Here is a 2,988-nt window from a genome sequence, read left to right on the forward strand (position 1 = left end):
GCCATTGCGCAGGGAAGGCCGGAATGCTCCCGCTGCCCTGTATGCTCGTGTGCACTTTTGTTTGCGCAAATCGCACGCGAGACCGCGGGTGCAGCAAGCACCCGGTCTTCCCTGCGCCCTCTGAACAAGAGGGCGGGAAGTTTCAGGCAAACCTCGGGCGAAACACGCCGCGAGATCGCGAAACCGTATCCACGTCATTGCGAGCGAAGCGAAGCAATCCATTGTCACCTCACGCACCGGAAGATGGATTGCTTCGCTTCGCTCGCAATGACGGCGAGGCCGCGAGATTGAAGCTGACGTTACACCGTCCTGCATCACGCCCCGACCGAAATGCCCTACCCTGGCTTCGGCGGATTTTCCTTCAGGAAACGCTCGAGATCCTCCTGCACCGAATAGGGCAGCGGGATCGGGTCGCCCATGTGGTCGATCGCACGGTCGAGGCAGAGGCGCACCATGCGGGCAAGTTCGGCCTTGCGGTACGGCTTGGTCAGCAGCAGGACACCCTCGCCGAGACGCCCGCTCGAATCGAACGCACCGAACGTATGGCCCGAGGTGTAGAGCACCCGGAGCGGCCGGCGAAGTTCGGCGACCTTTTGCGCGAGCTGCCGGCCGTTCATGGCGCCGGGCATGACGATGTCGGTGAACAGAAGGTCGAACGCCGCGCCGGAATTCACCAGTTCGAGCGCCTGCGCCGCGTTGGAAGCGGTCATGACCTTGTAGCCGAGACTTTCGAGACGGCCGGTGACATGCGCCCGCACGACATCGTCATCCTCGACGCAAAGAATCGTTTCCGATCCGCCGCGCAGTTCGTCATCTTCAGGCGGCGACGCATCGCTTGCCGGAAGCGCGTCCGAAGGCTCGACCTCGGCCTTCGGCAGATAGATGCGGAAACAGGCGCCCTTGCCCTCCTCGCCGTCGACCACCACGCCGCCGCCGGATTGCTTGGCGAATCCGAACACCATGCTCAGGCCGAGCCCGGTGCCGACCCCGAACTGCTTGGTCGAAAAGAACGGCTCGAAAATCCGGTCGCGGATCGCGGCCGGAATGCCGGCGCCGCTATCGATGACCTCGACGACGACGTAGTCGCCCACGCCGAGACCGCCGACCTCCGCATCATGTTCACCGCGCGTGAGATTTCCCGTCCTGAAAAGCAGCTCGCCGCCATCGGGCATGGCGTCACGGGCGTTGATCGCGAGGTTGACGAGCGCCGAGCTGAGCTGGCCACGATCGACCAGGGCCGGCCATACCTGATCGCTCAGTGCGGTTTTGATCACGATCTGCCGTCCAAGCGTCGGCAACAGCAGTTGGACCACCTCCTCGACCAGGGCATTGACGTCGGTCTCGCGCGGGCGGAGCGGCTGTTTCCGGGCAAAGGCCAGCAGGTTTGCCGTAAGCTGGGATGCGCGATCGGCGGCGTCGTCGATCATCTTGGCAATCGACGCCAGCGCGGGATCATGCTTGACGCCATCGGCCAGAATCTCGATCGTGCCCGTGATCACGGTGAGCATGTTGTTGAAGTCGTGGGCGATGCCGCCGGTCAATTGCCCGACCGATTCCATCTTTTGCGCCTGGAACAACTGTTCTTCGGCGGCGCGCTTGGCGGTGATGTCCCTGACAAACGCGTTGATGATGTAGCCTTCACCGCGGCGCAGCGCCGTCAGCGACACCTCGGCGAAGAATTCGCGTCCGTCCTTGTGCAACAGCGGCGTCTCGTATCGCCCTCCGGTGGCGTCGCCCGATGCCTCGCTCAGGAAGCGGTCGACCCATTGCCGGTGCACGGCGCGCTGCGCTTCCGGAAAGACAAGTTCTTCCACGCTCCTGCCGATCGCCTCGGCGCGCGTCCATCCCATCAAGGCCTCGGCGTGCGGGCTCCAGTTGAGGATGACGCAGGACCCATCGGTCTGGACGAAGGCATCGAGCGCGCCGTCGATGATGGCCTGCGCCATTTCGCCGTCGATCTGCGTATGGTGAGCGAGCCCCTGCTCCCGTCCGCCGTGAACATCGACGGGGCCGGTGACATCGGGCAGCGCGCTAGGCCAAAATCGCGCAGGACCGGCGGCGACAGCCACTGCGAGCGCGCCGGCGATGGCGCCGCCCAGGAGCGCCGCGCTGACAATCGTCGCCAGGGGTCCGCCCGGCGCGGCCTGCGTTGCAAAATAATAGGTTACTGCGCTCACGACGCAGGACGTCACGACGACCAGCAACACCATCGCCAGCGCGAGCCGTCTTGGTTGCGTCATGGCTTCACCAGTCCGGAGATCGTGGATGACTTAGCCGAGTTCCCGGACCCGATCCCATCTTTTCCGCCCCGTAGAAGTACGGAGGATGTTTGATACAGGCCGCCTTTATGATTCGTCCCGAAAGTCGTATGGTTGCAAGATTATCCGATGATTCCTTCCAGTTGCAAAGACTTCCGGCTTATTTCCTGCCCTGGAGGGTGCCGGCATCACACCCCGAAGATTTTGGCGTAGTGCGCCTTGATCTCCTCGCTTTGCGCCTGCACCTGGGCCGGATCGGCCTTGAGCAGTTTCAGGCTGGAAAGCGGGACGTGCCCGCCCTTCTCCTTGACCTCTCCGTGAAAGGAGCGATGCGCAAAGACGTCGACCAGCTTTTGCTGGGCTTCTGCGCTGAAGAAGAAGTTCTGGAACAGCCTTGCCGCGTTCGGATTCGGCGCGCTGCCGAAAATGCCGGAGGGAACGATGATCAGCGGCGACCCTTCGGCCGGATACACCACTTCCACCGGCTTGCCCTGATCCATCAGCAGCACGAGATTGTAATCATTGCCGTCGGCCATGACGGCACGCTCACCGCGCAGGATCTTCTTCGGCGGATCGGCGGCCGATTGCACCTGCATGATCTTCTGCTGAGCGAGCTTTTCCAGGTACGGCCAGCCGAGATCGCGCGCCAGTTCGTAGATCCTATGGGGTGGCAGGTGGTCAGGGGTAAGCTGAGTTTGCGACCACCCAACCACCCGGAGGATCAACGATG

Annotated in this window: 2 protein-coding genes; both read right to left on the bottom strand. The window is 63.1% G+C overall.

Annotation, left to right across the window (positions count from 1 at the left end; translation table 11 throughout):
• Window positions 1–335: 335 nt before the first annotated feature.
• The gene (locus JQ624_RS38155; RefSeq protein WP_249130426.1) at window positions 336–2,240 is read right to left on the bottom strand and encodes a PAS domain-containing sensor histidine kinase; all 1,905 of its coding nucleotides are present in this window, start codon (window positions 2,238–2,240) and stop codon (window positions 336–338) included.
• 206 nt (window positions 2,241–2,446) lie between these two features.
• The coding region (locus tag JQ624_RS38160) for an ABC transporter substrate-binding protein (protein WP_212424004.1) at window positions 2,447–2,988 on the bottom strand (542 nt) is incomplete at its 5' end.

The organism is Bradyrhizobium sp. AUGA SZCCT0283, assembly GCF_018130385.1.
Taxonomy (GTDB): domain Bacteria; phylum Pseudomonadota; class Alphaproteobacteria; order Rhizobiales; family Xanthobacteraceae; genus Bradyrhizobium.

Coding starts and splice junctions, on each gene's coding strand:
- JQ624_RS38155 (WP_249130426.1), bottom strand. CDS start 2,240: ATGACGCAACCAAGACGGCTCGCGCTGGCGATGGTGTTGCTGGTCGTC.